Origin of the sequence: Algoriphagus chordae (genome assembly GCF_003254055.1) — a bacterium.
Lineage (GTDB): Bacteria > Bacteroidota > Bacteroidia > Cytophagales > Cyclobacteriaceae > Algoriphagus > Algoriphagus chordae.
In genome coordinates this window covers 36,005-55,338 of record NZ_QKZT01000026.1, presented here as the reverse complement: position 1 = coordinate 55,338, position 19,334 = coordinate 36,005, and the positions used below count along the sequence as shown (strand labels likewise).

Genomic DNA, 19,334 nt, shown 5'->3' with positions numbered 1-19,334 from the left:
TTAGGCAGATCGGCTGAAAGGGCAAAAAGTGAGTTGTCCTGCTTCTCCAGAAGCTGGACTTAAAGGAGCTTTATGCTGCTTCTGGAGAAGCAGCATAACTCGCAATTCTCTTCAATTCAACTGCTTCAGCAGATTCTCACGGTACCGCATTCCAATTGGGATCATTTTACCTGCAATTTTGATCTGATTGCCTTCGATAAATTCCACTTTGGAAGTATTAATGATAAAGGATTTATGTGTTCGAACGAAAAGCTCCTTTGGTAATTCTGCCTCCATTTTTTTCATAGTCGAAGTAATGATCAACACCTGACTTTCCAAATACACTTTAGCATAATCTCCAAAAGCCTCAAAAAATAAAATATCCTCAAAAGCTGTACGATATAACTTCTTATCCACCTTCAGCATAATAAACTCAGGTGAATCCTGCTGAGTCTTCAGTCGCTCTTTTACCTTCTGAATGGCTTGCAAAAAGCGATCAAATGGAATAGGCTTCATCAGATAATCGACAGCATTGAGTTCGAAACCGTCCAAGGCAAATTCCGGATAAGCTGTAGTGAAAATCACCAGAGGTTTATTCGTTAAGCTTTTATAAAAATTGATACCAGAAAGCTTAGGAAGATTGATATCTAGCAGAAGCAAATCAACGGGATTTGACTCAATTCCAGGAATTGACTCTAGCGCATCTTTGTATTCCCCAGCTAGAATTAGATCTGGATGATCTGAGATAAATTGTCTTAATACATCTCGGCTAAGTGGTTCGTCATCTATGATGGCACATCTGATCATACAAGCGTTAAGTTAACCTGAAATTCGGTTTCGGTTTTTAGAATCTCCATTTGATGCCCATTCGGATAAATAAGTTCCAGTCTTCTTTTTACATTTTCTAGCCCAATTCCTCCATATTTTCCTTTTTCTATATCATCGATCTGTCCCAATTTATTCCTAATCGAGAAAGAGATAACTGTATCCACTTTCAGTCGGATATCAATAAATGCCTGTTCAGAATCATCTTTCATTCCATGTTTGAAGGCATTTTCCACCAATGGAAATAACAACAGCGGCGCAATCTGCACTCCGTTTAATTCACCTTCAAGAGCAAACCCGACTTTGGATCCCGCCTCCAATCTAAGTTTTTGCAACTCGATGTAATTTTCCAGCATTTCCACTTCTTTCTCCAAAGGCACTTTATCCTCCTCTACTTCATACAGCATGTATCGAAGTAAATTTGAAAGCTCCAAAACAGTCTCCGAAGTCTGATCGCTTTTGGCCAAAGCCTGAGAATAAATACTATTCAGGCTATTAAACAGAAAGTGAGGGTTAATCTGAGTTTTTAGCGAATTGAGTTCTAAAGACAATTTCTCTTTCTCCACCTGCTGCAGTGTGTACCAGGATTTTGACAATTTGATAAGTGTAGTCAATATCAAGTAAATCAAGAAAATACTCAGCAAGACCTGCCATTCTGTAAATGAAACCATGTAATAATCCGAATCAATCAGCGGAAACATCACCTCAAACGTGAGTTCATGAATCACATAGGTCGCCAATAAAAGTAACGGAATGCTCAGAAAGTAAAGCAGGTATTTTCCCCGGTCAAGAAATCTGGGAATCAGAACTCTCAAATTGACATAGACAAGAAAGAACAGCGGCACATGAAAAAGCAAGGCATATAAAATGTCTATAAACTTAAATATGCTCGATATAGAAAAATAATTAGCGAGGACATAAATGGAAAGCATCCAGAAAACTGGATGCTGGAACCATTTTGAATTGATAAGCTTGACCATAGGATTGATTAGCTAGCTCTTCTGTAAATCTCTGTGTCCTCAAACACCGACTCGTCATCAGAATATCGATCAATAAATTTCTGTATTTCGCTTGGTTGAGCAGTAATCAAAATCGACCCATCCACGTTTTCATGTCTCAGGCGGATCAGATTACTTTCGAATAGCTTGTTCAATTTTTCCAAGTCAAAGGAAGTCAGGTATAGTTGCTTTCCACTGACTTTTAATTTAACAAAAGTATGGACTGGAATCACGTTTGATAGTGATGCTCCACTAGAATAAGGATTATCAGGATAGAGGTCCAGAAATAAGTCATCTCCGATTTCAGCAATATTTCCGACAAACGACATTAATTCACTATCATCCATAATCTCCACATGGTATGCTTTCTCATTAGTTAAGTCCGTTGATTCAGAATTAGAAGAATCACCAAAAAGGTTTAGTTTGCGAGGATGACTAAACTCTACATAATCTTCCCCACCTTCCAAATCCCATCTACCAATTAATTCGGGGAAATACACCAGCGTGTCATCCGTATAAATAGGGAATAATGAATACACGCAGGAATTCAATAAGACGACCAGAAGTCCAAATACGAGAATTGATTTTACTTTTTGCATAATTAGAACAGTTGAGTTGTTGACAGGCTCAAATTGGCTAATTAACTAAGGTCGAGAAAAAAATCTCTATGAACACAGCAAATCTCCAGACGAACAAGGGATTTTGGCGATTTAGACTTTTTGGGAGCCATCAAAATCTGCATTATGAAAACAAAAAATGCTGCTTTCGGAAAAGCAGCATAACCAGTATCGTTGTGCTGCTTCTCCAGAAGCAGGACTTATTCCTTCGTTGTGCTGCTTCTCCAGAAGCAGCACAAAGTGAACTAATACAACTCAACCTTCACTAGTCCTTTTCTACCAGCATAATCTCTCGCGGAGCTGAACAAATATTCCTCAGGTTCATCTACTATCATAGCTCCAACCGGATTTTGATGAATGTAATGGAGTTTCTGTTCCAAAAATTGATTTGATTCTATTACTACTGCATGCAATCCATCAACCCAAAATTTATAATTAGTTATTCTATTTTGATTCGCTCCCTTCTCCTTAAAAGTTTTCAAAATCCATGCTGCTCTGGATTCAATTGATTCTCTTTCCATACTTGCTAAAATCTTTCTAGCAGTGAATTTTTTAAAATCTTGAATAGTATCACTTAATCTAAAAACCTCTTTTGATCTACATAACAAATGAAGGTGATTACTCATTAAGCACCAAGCAAAAATCTCTAATCCCTTTCTCTCAACACAGAAATTTAGACTCTCAACAACTTCTATCTTATATTCTTTCCTCGTAAAAACATCTATCCAGTCGACAATTGTTAATGTCAAAAAATAAACTGCATGCTGATCAGAAACTTGAAATGGTCTCATTATTAAAGTTTAAAAATTATTTCACAAATAATACGAAGTCAGTTGCATACTGAACTTTAAAAATAATGAAAATGCTGCTTCTGGAGAAGCAGCATAACACCTACTATCGTTGTTCTCCAGAAGCTGGAATTAATATATTTTACTCCTCCACATCCGCATACAGATCAAACTCTGTAGCATCAGTTACTTTCACATTTACAAAGTCTCCAACTCGGCAATAGAATTTTGAAGCATCAATCAGCACTTCATTATCCACTTCCACTGAATCGTATTCTGTACGGCCTACGAAGTGACCGCCTTCTTTTTTGTCGATCAATACTTTGAAAGACTTGCCGATTTTCTCCTGATTTAAGTCGTAAGAAATCTGCTCCTGAATCTCCATTAAGTTGTTTGCACGCTCCTGCTTCACTTCCTGAGGAATGTTGTCCTCCATAGAATAAGCATGCGTATTTTCCTCATGAGAATAGGTAAATACTCCCAAACGCTCAAATTTCATTCGCTCTACAAAGTCTACCATTTCCTGATATTCTTTTTCGCCCTCGCCTGGATGCCCAGCAATCAGCGTAGTACGGATCGCGATATCCGGCAAAATATCACGGATGTTATGGATTAAACTCTCCTGCTTTTCGCGAGTTGTACCTCGACGCATCGCTTTTAACACATCTGAAGAACCATGTTGCAAAGGAATATCCAGGTAATTACAGATATTATCACGCTCCTTCATCACCTCAATAACGTCCATTGGAAACCCAGTTGGATAGGCATAATGTAGGCGAATCCAGTCGATTCCCTCCACATCAGAAAGCCTGCGCATCAACTCTGCAAGATTTCTCTTTTTATAGATATCTAATCCATAATATGTAGAATCCTGAGCGATCAACAGCAATTCCTTGGTTCCACCAGCGGCTTTATGCTCCGCTTCCTTCACCAATTCTTCAATCGGTCTGGAGATATGCCCTCCACGCATAATAGGAATAGCGCAAAATGAGCAAGGTCTATCACATCCTTCTGAGATCTTCATATAAGCATAGTGAGAAGAGTGCGTCAACAAACGCTCTCCTACCAACTCATGCTTGTAATCTGCTTTGAATTTCTTCAAAATCGCAGGCAAATCCCTAGTACCAAAAAATGCATCGACCTGAGGAATTTCCTTTTCCAGATCGTCTTTGTACCGCTGCGAAAGACATCCTGTCACATAGACTTTGTCCACCAAACCTTGCTCTTTGGCATCCACATACTGCAAAATGGTGTCGATAGACTCCTGCTTTGCATTGTCGATAAACCCGCAAGTATTGATAATGATGATGTTATTGTCATCCGTTCCAGACTCGTGGGTAGCGTTGATGCCATTGCCTCGAAGCTGGGTAAGTAGCACCTCCGAATCAACAAGATTCTTTGAGCAACCCATGGTTACAATATTGACTTTGTCTTTTTTTAAGGTTCTCGCTTTCACAGTTTTCCTACTTTTTGAGGGGGCAAAGGTAGACAAAAAAGCGTGAAGCGATTTTTTTGAATTTAAAAATTAGAAAATTATAAAATTGGAAAATTCTTAGGAGCTGTCAATGCGGGGGAATAAGCTATTGCTCTTGATAGGTTTATGCGTTGATTTATATTTTTTTACCGCAAAGTAGCTGAGAACACGAAGCAAAACGCAAAGGTTATCGTTTCAATCTTTCAACAATGATAGAAGGCATAAAAAGAGTTGTAAACGACCTGTAGAAAAATCATTTTAATCTTTGCAATTCTTCTCTGCGAACTTAGCGCCTCAGCGGTAAAAAGAACCTCTCGCCATCTTTATGCAAATTTCAGAATATAAATTCCCTTAATACCCAGTTATCTCCTTCAGCAGCTCAAAAAACCCTTTCTTTCTCTCAGAATTAATCCCCCAATCCACTGGTACGCTCTGGTAGCCTTCTTCAAATCCCTCGTCTTTCATGCGGTAATCAAAATATCCCCAGGAAGCGTAGGCGGAAACTGCAGCGGTAAAGTTGTTCTTAGGCTGGTCAAAACTGAAGTGATCATCTTCATTGAAGACAATAGGCATAGGCTCGTAGCCTGAGACACTTCTGGTTTCCTCGACCATCTCCACAATTTTATCAGGATCCGACACCCCATTACCATGTAGCAAAATAAAGTCAGAAGCCCTCACCACATTTTCTTTAGGAATCGTGCCCCCACCATAGCTAGTACTGACCAATAATCTTCGTCCATCTCTCTCCCTACTTTTCACCAATTCGATCAATTCATGAACCCGCTCTGGTTGAAGAATCTCATGTTCATAATTCACATTGCACTCGTTGTTCACTTCTATGAGCACATTGGTATAGCCCTTCTCCAAAATCCAATCCACAGCATTGGTAACGGCATTAAACACTGCATTTTCGTCAGCTAGGCGATCATCCTGACCAAAATAAAACAAACCAATAATTGGCGCCATGCCCAATTCATCTGCCTTATCTAGAATTTTCTCTAGCCTCTTGAAATAGTCAGGTCTCAATTCACCAGTTTCTGTATAAGGAGAATTGATCCAAGGCTGATTCTGTGAATAGCCAAATGGACTCCCTCCTTGCAGATTCAGTGTAAATGACAACAGCCCATAAGACTTCCATATCGGCATATTAGCTACAAATTCATCCGTATTTCTGTCCGCATCCCATTTCTTAGTATCCGAATAATGCCAGTTTTTGACCGTCTCAGGATTCAAGTCATCAAACATCCCTTGCACCATTCTCGAATTCATCAACAATCCCTCCACCGAATGACCATTCCAGTTCCTGCCCGAATAGGTCAACTCATAGTTGATATAGAACTTATCTGCGGAAATGCTGACTACTGTTTTCCTAGTACTTTGACTGGAGGCTGAAAAGCCAAGAGAAAATGTAAGTGCCACAAAAAATAGAACTGATTTGAGTTTCATATATGTCAGGTTTTAGGTTAAAGTTAGGCTTGTAATTTCCTCTTTCTTTTGGACAGCAGCCTATTATCTGATATTTTTTTTTTAATCTTAGAGCAGGAGAAGTTTCCGCAGAGACCAGAATTCAATCTTTATTTAGCAGAAAGCTAAAAACTCATGCTTCATTAGTTTCACCTCGAAAAACCTACCTGTCAAGACCTTAGCAGATAAGAGAATCAAACTTTTGTATTCCAATTTCTGAAGTCTCAAATCATGAATTGTATCTAAGGAAAGCCAATATTATCTCAAGATCATTTCTCAAGACATATTGTTAAACTAAGCTTAACTCGCTTCCTGCTTTGGGGCGAGGGTCTTTTACTACTTTTGAGACGTACAGCAAACTTTTTAACTCCTTGCATTTATTTTTCGCCCCGGTTTCATACCGGGGCCACTTCGCAGGGCGAGATCTCATACTTTGCCTTTTTGCTAGCTTCCTGTAACTTAGAATGGAAATCACCACTCTATGGAAACCACCGCCCAATTTCTAACTTTCGATCGTAAAGATCTTTCTGACCAAAAACTATTGGAGCTATATGAATCGCTCATAATGCCTCGACGAATCGAAGAGAAAATGCTGATTCTGCTCCGTCAAGGCAAGATTTCCAAGTGGTTTAGCGGCTGGGGTCAGGAAGCTATTTCTATCGGAGTTGTCAATGCGCTGAATGCAGACGAGTTTATTCTTCCTATGCATAGAAACCTGGGGATTTTCACTGGAAGGAAAATGCCATTGGAACGACTTTTCGCTCAGTTCCAAGGAAAACTATCTGGTTTCACCAAAGGCCGTGACCGATCCTTTCACTTCGGATCGATTGAGCATCATGTGGTAGGAATGATTTCGCATTTGGGACCGCAACTCGCTATAGCAGATGGAATCGCCTTGGCCGATAAGCTCTCCAACGAAAAGAAAGTTACGGTAGTGTTTTCAGGAGATGGAGCAAGTTCTGAAGGGGATTTTCACGAAGGGTTGAATGTGGCAGCAGTCTGGAAATTGCCTGTGATTTTTGTCATTGAGCACAACGGCTACGGGCTTTCCACACCGAGCGAGGAGCAATTTGCTTTCAAGAACTTCACCGATAAAGGCCCTGGCTATGGAATGGAAAGCATCCGAATTCAAGGGAACAATGTACTGGAAGTCTATACTGCCATCAAAAGGCTTGCAGAAGATATTCGTGAAAATCCTCGCCCAGTACTCGTAGAAGCCATCACTTTCCGTATGCGAGGGCATGAAGAAGCTTCTGGCACCAAATACGTCCCGAAGCAACTCATAGAGGATTGGGCGAAATTGGATCCAGTTGATAACTACGAGCGCTATCTGGAAGAAATTGGAGTTCTCGATGAAAAGGCAAAAGAGCTACTGAATAAAAAAGTCAAGCAAGCCATCAACGATGCTTTAGAAATTGCCTTTGCTGAAGAAGCCATTTCTGCCAATCTTGATCAAGAGCTAGCTGATGTCTATGCGCCATTTTCACAGGAAATTAAACTACCATCAGCAAATGGCACCAAATCCGAAAAGCGACTAGTCGATGCGATCTCCGATGGATTGAGACAATCCATGGAAAAGTACCCGAACCTCATCCTCATGGGACAAGACATAGGAGAATACGGTGGGGTTTTCAAAATCACAGATGGGTTCAAAGCTCAATTCGGTGCTGATCGAGTTCGTAATACGCCGCTTTGCGAAAGTGCCATCATTGGTGCCGGACTTGGACTTTCCATCAAAGGTTTTAAAGCCATGGTAGAAATGCAGTTTGCAGATTTCGTCACCGTGGGTTTCAACCAAATCATAAACAACCTCGCCAAGATCCATTACCGCTGGGGACAGCAAGCCGACGTAGTAATCCGCATGCCTACGGGTGCTGGGATGGCCGCTGGACCTTTTCACTCCCAGTCCAACGAAGCTTGGTTTTTCCACACTCCGGGTTTGAAGATTGTGTATCCATCCAATCCATACGATGCCAAAGGCTTACTCAATGCCGCTTTTGAAGATTCAAATCCCTATCTCTATTTTGAGCATAAGGGAATGTATAGATCCATCAGCGCAGAGATTCCTGATGAATATTACACGGTGGAAATTGGCAAAGTAGCTTTGACACAGTCCGGCGGGCAAGTCTCCATTATAACCTACGGAATGGGCGTTCATTGGGCGGTTAAAGCAGTGGAAGAACTTGGGGTTTCTGCTGATATTCTGGATTTGCGTACGCTTTTGCCCTGGGACAAGGAAGCTGTAAAAGCCACGGTGAAAAAGACGGGCAAAGTGATTTTCCTTCAGGAAGATTGTCTAACGGGTGGAATCGGCGCGGAGATTTGTGCATGGATCTCCGAGCATTGCTTCCAGGATCTGGACGCTCCTGTGATGCGGCAAGGAAGTTTGGATACGCCTGTTCCTTTTGCACCAAATCTGGAAAAACAGTTTCTACCTGTGGAGCGGTTTAGGGTGAAACTGAGGGAATTGATGGAGTATTGATTTGGGAATTGTGAGATTGAGAGACTAGAGATTGGGAGAATAAGAGATTTGAGAATTGGGAGATTCCACGTTGCCGCTGTTAGTGTCTTCACGAACAGCAAAAGCAGCGTAGCATACATATTATTTCAGTGAGTAGAGAGACAATCCAAGGCGGAGATTATCTGAAACTAAAATCAGAGCTCATCCACCGAAATTAGATAATACTTAAATATATCCTCATCAGGATCTTTGGAGGATTGTATTAGGATTTTCCCTTCTACCGTGATATGAAACCATTTCAGATCAGGCTGTAGGGCTGTTAGATCAAACTCTCCAACCTTGTCAAATGAATTGTTAAATAATTCTAAATATACTTTCGAAGATCCAAGGTTTTCAAATACCATACGGTAAATCAATTTATCATTCAGTCTAGAAATAGATGCATAGTGGACATCATTATTCCATTTAGTAAACTCCTCGCTAAACTTTTCATAATCTGAATTATCTGTTTTGACGGGTAAGTCTTTCTGTGTTTTAAAAAGTTCTGACTCAAATAAATAGTCCGATTGTTTATTATCTTCCAAATTGAGAACACTAATTTTATTAAAAAACGGATAAGAGATAATTAATAAAGAATCAAATACTGTCAAATATGGCGCATAAGTATTTCTAATAGTTACAGATCCGTTTTTAAATTGTATATCCTGTTTCATCATTTGATCATCATCAAATGAAAAAGGTAAATCATGAAAATTTTTCGAATCAAAATCATAACTCATTAATGAATGAACATTCGTGTCATTATCATGGATAATTATTGAAAAATAACTCCCCAAATCTGAAGAAATTTGAAATGTACCATTTCTTCTATCAGCACCATATATAGACTTAATTGAGCTACTGCCATTATCTAGCTCATTAGTCATGTTCAATTTAACTGTGTAATCATCTTTATTGTAAAAAAAACTATTCCCATTCATGTAGATCACTCCAATGTACTTGTTATAGCTAAAAATATCAAAGGACGGAATACCACCTGGCCCCTCTTTTGAGACCTCTAAGCCAGATACTATTCTATTATTTTCCAGACTAAAAAAAACAGTATCTAAACGCCTAAAGAAGTTATTAAAAACAAGGAAAGATTCATTGTTATTATCCAAGGGAGAAATAGAAAAAGGCACTTCCGATGACATTCCCACTTCACTAAAGTCTAAGGCTACCTCTTCGCTGATGGAGATTTGGTATTTAAGCACTGAGGAGAACCTCTCCTCAGTGCATCCCCATATAGAGGCAATCAAAGCTAAAAGTGATAGTCTTTTCATTCTGGAATAACTGGCAACCCACCACAGCTACTATTTGGCCCATCATCTGCTATAACTACCGTTGCCATATGACCTCCATTGCAAATATCTTTAATGTAGTAAGTCCCCGAGCAGAGATTCTGACCCATTGCCGCAGCAACTACCACAACATCCGCCTGTCCACAGGCATTCCATGTGGCTCCATCTTCAGTTAGTGCAAACCCGGAAAAGCAAATAAAGCTAAATGCTAATCCAATTAATAATTTTTTCATAGTTGTTAAGAATAAAATAAAATTCCTTTCGCTTCGTGCAGGGTAGGAAAAAGCCCCTAAAAAATCGCATTTACCGGTAACCTTGAAATTTCATTTTCAATTTACCCCCCCCTATTTTATTTTTCAAAGCAATTAGTTAAATAATTCATCGATTTAGTTCACAAAACAATTTTGGTGTTTTGAAACACATTTTAAGAATCATTCACTGCACCAACCTCACCTTACAACTAGAGTATAAAAGCGAAATCGTTTCATGCTATCACGATGAGTAAACAAACGATGGGGAAAGAATTCAAATCTGTGACCTTAATAAATCCAAAAACTTCCGATCCAGCTTTTCCCCATACCAATCTTCGTATTCCACATCTTTTCGCCCGGAATTCAATACTCCAAAAGTTCCTGAAAATTCCCAGATGCCGAAGCCAATTCCATTTTCCTTCAAGACCGTCAACACATCTCCAAACCAGCTCAAAAACACGTCGTGAGGCGTTTCATTGTAACATCCACACTCTCCGCAATGCACCCCAATTCCCTGATCGATCAAGGTTTTCCAAGGCGCATAGTATTCACGGATATTTTCAATATCCAATAGCTTATCGACTTGCTGTAAAGGCCAATCAACAGGAGGCACGGTTGAGGGATCCTTATAAACCCAACTTGCCTTGTAGTGTGAAATCGGAAAAGGATGATAGCCCCTGCAGCTTTGCGCAAGCTCCAAATCAGCCAACTCCGGCATCGCAATGCCTCCACCACCATTTCCATCAGCGATTACCAATCGGGATTTTTTCACGGACTTGATGGTTCCCAAAGCAGCTTCGGCCACCCGATGATAATCTAACATATCCACGGGTCCTCCGGGGCTATGCTGATCATTTGGATCTGCTCGCTGATAAGGTTCATTGACCAAATCGAAGCTCAAGTTCTTCTTGGAGATTCCATTGTATCGGGTTGCCCACATATCCCAATGCGCACAGAATGCATCCAGCGCTTCCTGATCTTTCCAGAGATTATAGGGTTCTACAAAACCTGCATTAATGCAAAAGCCAGGTGCTCGATGGAGATTCAGGCTCACATGCAATCCTTGGGAAATACATCGCTCGACCAGTTCATCCACTTTCTCCAAGCGACTTTCGTCAAAGTTCAATACTTCATCTGGGCGAATCGGTCTGCTTCGATCTATATCCAGATAGCTGGGATAGGAAATCGGAATCCGGGCAAAATCGAATCCCCAGTCTGCGATCCATTGGATATATTCTGGTTTGGTCGGCCTGCCACCATTCGGATCATGGGAGAAAAAATCCAGTAGGTTGAAGCCTTTCCAGGCAGGTAGTTTGTTTTTGGATTTGGCAACTTCGGCAAAAGCCTTAAGGGAGGTACTGGCAGCTAAGCTAAGTCCTGAACCAAGCAAGGCAGATTTCTTAAGGAAATCTCTGCGAGAATCTGAGGTATTCATGGGTTACTGAAGGTTTGAAGTCTTTAAAATAAAGATCCAAATGGTCCACTGCAACCAAACTTCTCCTTAAATTGGATCAACCGATATCAAATAATACTTAAAAATATCCTCATCTGGATCTTTGGAAGATTGTATTAGGATTTTTCCCTCTACAGGTAAATATAAAGGACTCAAATTTGGTTCAATAGCTGACATAATGAATTCACCTACCTTATTGAATGAATTATCAAAAAGCTCTAAATACTTATGTCCTGTAGAACTGTAATCACTAACAAAACGAAATATTAGGTTCTTATTCAATCTGAATATTGACCCAAAATAAATACCGTTGTTCCACTCTGACCCTACTTCACTATATTCAGCCATATTTTCGAAACCGTTGGTTTTCTTCGGAACGTCCCTATGTGACTTAAACATACTAGATTCTGGTAAGACATCAAATTGCTTTCTGTCAGTTAAGGAAATAACACTTATTTTATTAAAAAAAGGATAAGAAACAACCAATGTAGAATCCATTACAGTTAAATAAGGATAAACTGCATTAGTGACGGTGGCTGGCCCTTGCTGGAAAGACATTTTATGTTTTCCCATTTGATTCAAATCAAATTGAAAAGGTATTTCTTCAAAACTTTCTGTATCAAAATTAAAGGTATTTAGTGTGAAATCACCTGTAGCCTTATTTTCAAAAATCAAAGATATATAATCACCAACAGTTGAAGCGAACTCAAAAACCCTAGTTTTCCCATTAGCACCTGAAATAGAATTTAGACTTCCATTTCCATCTTTTATGCTAATTTTTTTTGTGTCTCCAGCGTTAGAATAAAACATACTGCTGCCACTAAGGAAAACATTTCTCTCTTTAGCATTTGTGAAATAATAAAAATCAGGAATACTACCAGGACCCTCTTCTAAAATTTCTAACCCAGGCCCTATTCTCTTTTTATTTGGACTAAAGAAAATAGTATCTAACCTTCTGTAAAAACTATTAAAAACAAGGAAAGACTCATTGTTTTTATTCAATGTAGAAATAGAAAAGGGTACTTGTGAAGACATGCCAACTTCTCCGAAGTCCAAACTTAGTTCTTCGCTGAAGGAGATTTGGTAGCTAGGCACTGAGGATGTTTTCTCCTCAGTGCATCCCCATAAAGAGATAATTAAACCTATAAATAGAAGTTTTTTCATTATGGAAGAACTGGCAATCCACCACAACTACTGTTAGGTCCATCATAAGACATCGTAACATGATATTCATGAGGATCTCCGTTTGCATCAAGATCACAAATATCATGTATCTCATATTCACCTTCGCATAAATTCTGCTCAATTTGCATAACCATACTAGCAACGTTTTCAGCTCCACAAGCATTGTAAGGAGGTAATTCCAATGCAAACCCGGAAAAGCAAATAAAGCTAAATGCTAATCCAATTAATAATTTTTTCATAGTTGTTAAGAATAAAATAAAAATCCTTTCGCTTAGTGCAGGGAAGGAAAAAATCCCTAACACTAAAAAATCGCATTTACCGGTAACCTTGAAATTTCGTTTTAAATTTACCCCCCCTATTTTATTTTTCAAAATTTTTAGTTAATTAATTCATCGATTTAGTTCACAAAACAATTTTGGTGTTTTGAAATACATTTTAAAAATCATTCACTGCACCCAGCCTACCTTACCAATAGAGTATAAAAATGATATCGTTTCATGATATCACGCTGAGTAAACACCCACCAAAACAAGAATTCAAATCTGAGCTCTAAGCAATTCCAAAAACTTCCGATCGAGCTTCTCACCGTACCAATCTTCGTACTCCACATCTTTTCTGCCAGAGTTCATCACTCCGAAAGCACCAGAGAACTCCCAGATGCCGAAGCCAATTCCATTTTCTTTCAAGACAGTCAATACATCGCCAAACCAGCTTAGGAACACCTCGTGTGGAGTCTCATTGTAGCAACCACATTCCCCACAGTGTACGCCAACTCCCTGATCGATCAAGGCTTTCCAGGGCGCATAGTATTCACGGATATTATCAATATCCAAGACTCTTTCTCCCTGCGTCAATGGCCAATCTACAGGCGGTACCGTAGAAGGATCTTTATAAACCCAACCTGCTTTGTAGTGTGAAATAGGGAAAGGGTGGTATCCCCGACAGCTTTGCGCAAGCTCCAAATCAGCCAACTCCGGCATCGCAATGCCTCCACCACCATTCCCATCTGCGATCACCAACCGAGATTTTTTTACGGATTTGATGGTGTCCAAAGCAGCTTCGGCCACGCGACGGTAATCGACCATATCCACAGACCCGCCAGGACTGTGCTGATCATTGGGATCTTCTCGTTGAAAAGGTTCATTCACCAGATCAAAGCTCAGTTTCTTCTTGGAAATTCCCTTATATCGATTTGCCCACATATCCCAATGCGCACAGAATGCATCCAGCGCTTCCTGATCTTTCCAGAGATTATAGGGTTCAAGTAGGAAATAAAGCCTGCATTGATACAAAAGCCAGGTGCTCGATGTAGATTCAGGCTCACATGCAATCCTTGGGAAATACATCGCTCGACCAGTTCATCCACTTTCTCCAAACGACTTTCGTCAAAATTCAACACCTCATCTGGCCGAATCGGACGCGAACGATCAATATCCAGGTAGCTTGGATACGAAATAGGAATCCGGGCAAAATCAAATCCCCAATCGGCGATCCATTGGATATATTCGGGCTTGGTTGGCCTGCCCCCATTCGGATCATGGGAGAAAAAATCGAGTAGGTTAAAGCCTTTCCAGGCTGGGAGTTTATTTTTGGATTTGGCTGCTTCAGCGAAAGCCTGAAACGAGGTGCCAGCAGCTAAGCTTAGTCCTGTGCCTAGCAGAGCAGATTTCTTAATGAAATCCCTGCGGGTATCTGATGTGTTCATCGGTTATTTTAGGTTTGTTACCGTCAAGATACTAAAGGCATCAAGCCGATGGCTTGAACAATACATAAATGGCTTCTCCTTTATTTTTTTGGAATTCTCTAAACAAACCGACCTATTTATCCCGTATGCATAGCTAACTCTAAGCTCATGCGGAAATCTTTACTCATTCTTCTTTTTCTAGCCAGTGCTACAAGTCTTAAAGCGCAATTTTTCATAGCTGGAGGGTATCTCAATGGTGGCGTGCCTGTATCGAAGTTGAAGCAAGAAGTGGACAAAACATTTTTCCCAACCTTATCCGGAATACTATTGTATGAATTCTATGCTCAACCTATTCAAGTAGGAATGGAATTGAGCTATGGCATCTATGGCACCAAGGTAGAGGTGAGAAATGATTTTTATCCGGGGTATACAGTTGATTACAGACTCAGAAGGAACAATAATTATACTTCGGGTATGGCGGTATTCCGATACTTACCTTCACTGACCAGCAAATTGACTCCATTTATTGAAATCCAGGCAGGCGCTAACTACCTCTATTCCAGATTTAAAATACGCCCATCTATTTTTGAAAATGTAGTGGAAGCAGGAAAAGACATGCAGGACTGGGCTTTTGCCTATAAGATCGGCGGAGGAGTTCAATTTCCACTTCCGGGAATCGAGGGAGGAAAACTGGAATTAAGAATCAATTACCAAGATGGAGGAACCATGCGCTTCCTGACCAAGGGAGACACCAATTACTTACCGGATAAAGGCGATGGAGATTTGAATACAATCCCCGTCAAAATCCTCTACAGCTGATTACAGCTTCTGTGGGGATTGTGGTGTATGATGCGTTTAGGTGAGAAACATTGAATTGTACTAATTCACTCCTGCGGAATCAACAGATATCAGATAATACTTAAAAACATCCTCATCTGGATCTTTGGAGGATTGTATAAGGATTTTTCCTTCTACTGTGATATAAAATGGTTTCAGCTTTGACTGAATGGCTGTGAGATCAAATTCAATTATCTTTTTAAGTGAGTTATCAAATAACTCTAAAAATTTCTTAGGAGATTCATCTTGAGCTTCAAATACTATCCGATACAGCAAGCCATTATTTAATCTATATACAGATCCATAATTGACATCTTTGCTCCATCTAGAATTAATTTCCATAAATTCAGATAAATCCTTAAAATCATTTTTCTGCTCTGGCAAATCTTTCTGAGTCTTGAAAAGCATCGATTCATATAGAAAGTCTACTTGCTTCAGATCATCTAATCCAATCTTACTTATTTTATTCATAAACGGATAGGATACAATGAGCACAGAATCAGCGACAGTTAAATAAGGAGAAAAAGAATTTGAAACGGTAGATCCTTTAGCAAAGTCAAAAGAAATCCTATGTTTTGAAATCTGTTCCGAATCAAATGAAAAAGGTATTTCTTCAAAGGTTTCAAAATCATACTTCATAAGAGTATACTTTTCAGTTTCTGAATCCTTAACAATCATACTAATAAAATCTCCTTTAAATGAAGCTGACTTAAATATTCCGTTAGTTACATCATAGCCGTAAATTGACTTTAGTGATTTACTACCATCGCTAAATACTTCACTCATCCTAATCTTAATCGTCTCTCCATCTTTGAAATAGTAAAACTCATTAGGTGTAAAGAAAAGAATTCCCTGCTCTGTATAACTGAAAGTAGCAAAACCAGGAATACTACCCGGTCCCTCTTTGGGAACCTCCACACCAGGTACCATCCTCATTTTCTCTGGGCTAAATGATACAGTGTCTAATCGCCTATAGAAGGAATTAGAAACCAAAAACGACTCACTATTCTCGTCTAACGGAGAAATAGAAAAAGGCACTTCAGAAGACATCCCGACATCACCAAAGTCCAAGCTTAATTCCTCACTGAAGGAGATTTGGTAACTGGGCACTGAGGAGGATTTCTCCTCAGTGCATCCAAATAGAAAGGATATAATTCCCAAAAACAATAAATTCTTCATGTGTGTTCTACTCTATAAACCAAAAATATAAGTAACACAAACTAAAGGTTTTTCAGGAGTTAATACCTACGGAGGCTGTTAATAATTCTTAGGGGAAAGAGATAATGTCAGCCTTTTCACTCCTCCACCAACCTCACCTTATAAAACAGATTATAATCCCGCTCCACTTCTCCGTCAGCAGCTTTGACGATTAGCGTTCCGTCAGGAAGACCGAAATATATGTCTCCAAACATAGGAAGCTCATTTACTATACCGATCTGAACCCCGTTTTTCACTACGATATATTTCCGCTTTCTATATTTCTTCGCAGCCTCCCCAAAAGCTGGATCTTGCCAGTAGTTCTCTCCCTGAGCCCTAAATCCATTGAAAATATCCTCTGGCATAGCAGTTATAAATTGGATTAGCTGGTACTCACCAAAGATTTTGACATCATAAAATCCAGGATATACTGATGGGTTAGTATCTTCCTTTGCCTCAAATCCGGCTCTCTCAGGATGCGTCAATTCCACTGATTTTTCATAGACCAGGTCATTCCCTTTTAGGGTATAAACCCCCAGTTGATCCCCACTAGTGGGCAAAGAAACTACCGTTTTTGACGTAGGATCATAAGCTAAATACGGATAACTCACTCCCACCCAAGATTGGTTTTTCTTTGCTGCCCAATCATTGGGATAGGTATTGACAAATTGAACAGAATCCTGCCCTAAATCATAGATAAAACCCATGTTGGCCTTATTGTAAAAATCCGCCCCAATTTCATCATAGTCTATATCCGCTTTAGAAAAGGAATTAAACTCTTCCCCAAACAAAAATTTCTCTCCATCATGCTCATATACCGAAAAAGTCTGTCGATTGTTTGAGATAAAAATCGCCATCATTTCTTGCATAGTACCCTTAAACTTCCTGGTTTTCTGAAAATCCAAGTCAAACAAATTAAAATCCATAGTCGCAGAGAACTCTTTAAAAATATAGCCATCTTCTCCATAAAACCGGCCTTCTCCCACCATCTGAATCTGATTTGGCCCTTCGCCAGCTATATCCTTTTTGAGCAGTATTTCACCCTTACTATCTACGATAAATACTTCTCCTTTTCGAAGCTTTTTCATCAGATACTGATCCTTAGAAGGCAAGTAATCTAAGACCGCCAGATTTTCCAACTCGTCCACCATAATAGAATCTACCACTTCAAACTCCAATTCCTGAAAGGGATCGGTGGTTGTATCAGTAACTTCTTTATCGGATTCGGAGCAGGAGAAAAGTGTGATTGCAAAAAGTGTAGTGAGGGCTACAAAAGTAGATTTAGTCATGTGATTGTTTTTTTTTTAATGGCTATATAGAATCTCGTAGGATTTATAATCATCCCAGTCTGTAAAGCTGGAATCCTGCTCGATTTCATAGCAATGAGTTAAAGTTCTAAGTTAGTCGGGAAAGCTAGGAATTATAGGACAATGCCATAAAGAAAATTCATTTATCCCCGTATTTTTAAAATTTATTTTTAAATTTACGGGGATGATAAAGCGATTTATAGAAACCCTCTTCTTAAAATCAACTGCCCGTTTTCCTGTCACAGGAATTGTAGGACCTAGGCAAGTAGGTAAAACTACTGTCGCAAAACAGCTATTGCTTGATGCAAACACTATTTATCTTGATCTCGAAAAGAATTCAGACATCAACAAGCTCAAAGATCCTGAGTTATTTTTCTCCCAAAATGAAGACAAAACCATCATCCTAGATGAAATCCAACATCAGCCTGCTATTTTCCCTTTACTGAGAGCTCTCATTGATGAAAATAGAAAACCGGGGAGATTTGTAATTCTCGGATCTGCTTCACCTTCCTTACTTCGCCAAAGTTCCGAAAGTTTGGCCGGAAGAATCAACTACCTCGAAATGACTCCGCTTTCTATTTTGGAAATAGAAGGAAAAATAACAATACAAAATCTCTGGATTTATGGAGGATTTCCTGAGCCTGCCTTGTCACATGATTCGGATTTTGTCCAAGATTGGTACCGCAGTTTCACCACGAATTACATCCAGCGGGATTTACCACAATATGGATTACCAGCAGATCCTAGGGTGACAAGGCAATTCTTGATGATGATTGCCTCTGCGCATGGTGGAATTCTCAGCTATTCTACTTATGCCAAATCCTTAGGCTTATCTGTTCCTACCATCAAGACATATTTGGGATTTCTTTTGGATGCATTTCTATTGAGAGAGTTAACTGCCTGGTCAGTCAACACGAAGAAAAGATTGATCAAATCACCCAAACTTTACTTCCGTGATACAGGAATGCTGCACTATCTGCTTGGGATCAAGAATATGGACAGCATCTTTGGAAATGTCGTCTTGGGCAGTTCATGGGAAGCTTTTGTCATCAATCAAACCGCTGCGGTATTGAAATCCGATGACGAAATGTACTACTATAGAACACACGATGGCGCAGAAATTGACCTCTTGATCAGGCGTAATAACCAATGGCTTGCAGCCGCAGAAATCAAATTCAGCCTTAGCCCCAAGCTCACCAAAGGCACCTATCTAGCAATGGAAGATTTGGGAATAGAACTACTGCATGTCGTTATCCCCAGAGAAGAAAATTACCCCATGGCAAAAAACATTCAGGTGGTGGGGCTTACTCATTTCATCCAAATGATTTCTGGATAACGGTCATTTTCCTCTCCCATTCAAAAAAGGATTGGTGATCTTACTTTCTTCTATCTTTTTTCTCGCCCCTTTAGGGGCAAACTATGAATAGGAATACGTCATGATAATTATTTCAGCTGTGCCGTTAGGTACAGCCCT

The 19,334-nt window shown here is 39.7% G+C and carries 18 protein-coding genes; 3 read left to right on the top strand and 15 right to left on the bottom strand.

Features of this window, described 5'->3' with window-relative positions:
- Window positions 1–111: 111 nt before the first annotated feature.
- The 6 genes from LV85_RS20200 to LV85_RS20175 all read right to left on the bottom strand — a co-directional run bounded on the left by LV85_RS20200 (window position 112) and on the right by LV85_RS20175 (window position 6,127).
- Entirely contained in the window at window positions 112–786 is a 675-nt protein-coding gene (locus tag LV85_RS20200) for a LytR/AlgR family response regulator transcription factor (RefSeq protein WP_111322838.1), read from the bottom strand.
- The gene (locus tag LV85_RS20195) at window positions 783–1,784 is read right to left on the bottom strand and encodes a sensor histidine kinase (protein ID WP_111322836.1); all 1,002 of its coding nucleotides are present in this window, start codon (window positions 1,782–1,784) and stop codon (window positions 783–785) included. The genes LV85_RS20200 and LV85_RS20195 overlap by 4 nt, the downstream gene beginning before the upstream one ends.
- An 8-nt stretch (window positions 1,785–1,792) precedes the next feature.
- Complete coding sequence (locus LV85_RS20190; RefSeq protein ID WP_111322834.1) at window positions 1,793–2,401, bottom strand: hypothetical protein; 609 nt, start codon at window positions 2,399–2,401, stop codon at window positions 1,793–1,795.
- Between the two features lie 263 nt (window positions 2,402–2,664).
- Entirely contained in the window at window positions 2,665–3,210 is a 546-nt protein-coding gene (locus tag LV85_RS20185; protein ID WP_111322832.1) for an REP-associated tyrosine transposase, read from the bottom strand.
- Window positions 3,211–3,349: 139 nt separating this feature from the next.
- On the bottom strand, window positions 3,350–4,663 hold the full coding sequence (rimO, locus tag LV85_RS20180) for a 30S ribosomal protein S12 methylthiotransferase RimO (protein WP_111322864.1): 1,314 nt from the start codon (window positions 4,661–4,663) through the stop codon (window positions 3,350–3,352).
- Between the two features lie 369 nt (window positions 4,664–5,032).
- Window positions 5,033–6,127 (bottom strand): hypothetical protein, encoded by a 1,095-nt coding sequence (locus LV85_RS20175; protein WP_111322830.1) that lies wholly within the window; start codon window positions 6,125–6,127, stop codon window positions 5,033–5,035.
- 499 nt (window positions 6,128–6,626) lie between these two features.
- Between LV85_RS20175 and LV85_RS20170 the strand changes: the two genes are divergently transcribed.
- Window positions 6,627–8,627, top strand: a complete 2,001-nt coding sequence (locus LV85_RS20170) for an alpha-ketoacid dehydrogenase subunit alpha/beta (protein WP_111322828.1) — start codon at window positions 6,627–6,629, stop codon at window positions 8,625–8,627.
- Window positions 8,628–8,800: 173 nt separating this feature from the next.
- Here the strand turns inward: LV85_RS20170 and LV85_RS20165 are convergent, their stop codons facing one another.
- The 7 genes from LV85_RS20165 to LV85_RS22420 form a co-directional block, all read right to left on the bottom strand.
- The gene (locus LV85_RS20165) at window positions 8,801–9,928 is read right to left on the bottom strand and encodes a hypothetical protein (protein WP_111322826.1); all 1,128 of its coding nucleotides are present in this window, start codon (window positions 9,926–9,928) and stop codon (window positions 8,801–8,803) included.
- Window positions 9,925–10,179, bottom strand: coding sequence for a hypothetical protein (locus LV85_RS20160; RefSeq protein ID WP_111322824.1), 255 nt, complete (start codon window positions 10,177–10,179; stop codon window positions 9,925–9,927). Before LV85_RS20160 ends, LV85_RS20165 begins: the two co-directional genes overlap by 4 nt.
- A gap of 292 nt (window positions 10,180–10,471) precedes the next feature.
- The gene (locus LV85_RS20155) at window positions 10,472–11,632 is read right to left on the bottom strand and encodes a cellulase family glycosylhydrolase (RefSeq protein WP_111322822.1); all 1,161 of its coding nucleotides are present in this window, start codon (window positions 11,630–11,632) and stop codon (window positions 10,472–10,474) included.
- Between the two features lie 66 nt (window positions 11,633–11,698).
- Window positions 11,699–12,814, bottom strand: coding sequence for a hypothetical protein (locus tag LV85_RS20150; RefSeq protein ID WP_111322820.1), 1,116 nt, complete (start codon window positions 12,812–12,814; stop codon window positions 11,699–11,701).
- Window positions 12,814–13,206 (bottom strand): hypothetical protein, encoded by a 393-nt coding sequence (locus LV85_RS20145; protein ID WP_146260515.1) that lies wholly within the window; start codon window positions 13,204–13,206, stop codon window positions 12,814–12,816. The genes LV85_RS20150 and LV85_RS20145 overlap by 1 nt, the downstream gene beginning before the upstream one ends.
- Before the next feature lie 165 nt (window positions 13,207–13,371).
- Complete coding sequence (locus LV85_RS22425) at window positions 13,372–14,037, bottom strand: glycoside hydrolase family 5 protein (protein WP_317046475.1); 666 nt, start codon at window positions 14,035–14,037, stop codon at window positions 13,372–13,374.
- Window positions 13,995–14,540, bottom strand: a complete 546-nt coding sequence (locus LV85_RS22420) for a cellulase family glycosylhydrolase (protein WP_317046474.1) — start codon at window positions 14,538–14,540, stop codon at window positions 13,995–13,997. Before LV85_RS22420 ends, LV85_RS22425 begins: the two co-directional genes overlap by 43 nt.
- A 147-nt stretch (window positions 14,541–14,687) precedes the next feature.
- Here LV85_RS22420 and LV85_RS20135 point away from each other — a divergent pair, with 147 nt between their 5' ends.
- Entirely contained in the window at window positions 14,688–15,338 is a 651-nt protein-coding gene (locus LV85_RS20135; protein WP_111322816.1) for an outer membrane beta-barrel protein, read from the top strand.
- Window positions 15,339–15,398: 60 nt separating this feature from the next.
- On the opposite strand, the gene LV85_RS20130 is transcribed toward LV85_RS20135, so the two are convergent.
- Window positions 15,399–16,535 (bottom strand): hypothetical protein, encoded by a 1,137-nt coding sequence (locus LV85_RS20130; RefSeq protein WP_111322814.1) that lies wholly within the window; start codon window positions 16,533–16,535, stop codon window positions 15,399–15,401.
- A 116-nt stretch (window positions 16,536–16,651) separates the two neighbouring features.
- A complete protein-coding gene (locus tag LV85_RS20125) occupies window positions 16,652–17,842 on the bottom strand; it encodes a hypothetical protein (protein WP_111322812.1) in 1,191 nt (396 codons plus the stop codon).
- A 202-nt stretch (window positions 17,843–18,044) separates the two neighbouring features.
- On the opposite strand from LV85_RS20125, the gene LV85_RS20120 reads away from it, so the two are divergent.
- Window positions 18,045–19,196: an ATP-binding protein gene (locus LV85_RS20120; RefSeq protein ID WP_111322810.1), complete on the top strand. Its 1,152-nt coding sequence runs from the start codon at window positions 18,045–18,047 to the stop codon at window positions 19,194–19,196.
- Window positions 19,197–19,334 lie beyond the last annotated feature (138 nt).